This window comes from Polaribacter sp. BAL334, assembly GCF_015767435.1.
Classification (GTDB): domain Bacteria; phylum Bacteroidota; class Bacteroidia; order Flavobacteriales; family Flavobacteriaceae; genus Polaribacter.
Genome location: NZ_JADWOV010000096.1, coordinates 1 through 660 on the forward strand (window position 1 = coordinate 1; position 660 = coordinate 660).

Annotated in this window: 1 protein-coding gene; it reads right to left on the reverse strand. The window is 38.3% G+C overall.

The window, feature by feature from the left end; translation table 11 throughout:
* Window positions 1-461: hypothetical protein (locus IU405_RS00490; RefSeq protein ID WP_197436698.1), on the reverse strand; the 461-nt coding region annotated here is incomplete at its 3' end.
* Between the last annotated feature and the right edge of the window lie 199 nt (window positions 462-660).

Sequence of the window (660 nt, forward strand, 5' to 3'; positions counted from 1 at the left end):
CTACCTACTCTTAATGCATCACAAAGTGCCATATATTCGTAAAATATAGGATCTTTCAAACAAGCTTCGGGCACTTTGGGGTGCAATGGCTCAATCGATTCTCCACGAACATCGCCTTCTGTATAAGGCCACACATACAACTCATTACTGTCAATTTCTTGACTAAGCGGTGCCGCTGAGTGTGCTGTAACTATCCCTCTTACTTTCGCCCCCGGTTTTTGTGGATAGACATAACGTAAACCATGCTCCAAAAAATCAAGTATTGTCAACAGCATCAACCGTTTTTTGTCCTGTGTAATTAACCCTGCAATGGCTGAACGATTGAGGCTTTCACTGATTTCACTTGCGCTGATACCCAACTCAATGGATAAGTCTTTCATCATCCAAGGCAAATCTTTTTTAGCTGCAATTTTCAGTAACACCACAATATCATGTGGTCGCATTCCGCTGTGTTTCTTCATGCCTTTTTTGTTTTTGAGCTACAAAGATACAAATTAATTCTCAAGTCGCGAATCGCGAATTGAGAATTAATTTAAATAAAAGCCTAAAAGAGAGTTAAATACTGATTATAAAGGAAAGGGAATATTCGCCATCAACCTCTATTAAAAAACACTCCAATAAATTTAGTTATGGTAACCTCTTGCTATGAGAACAAAAAAG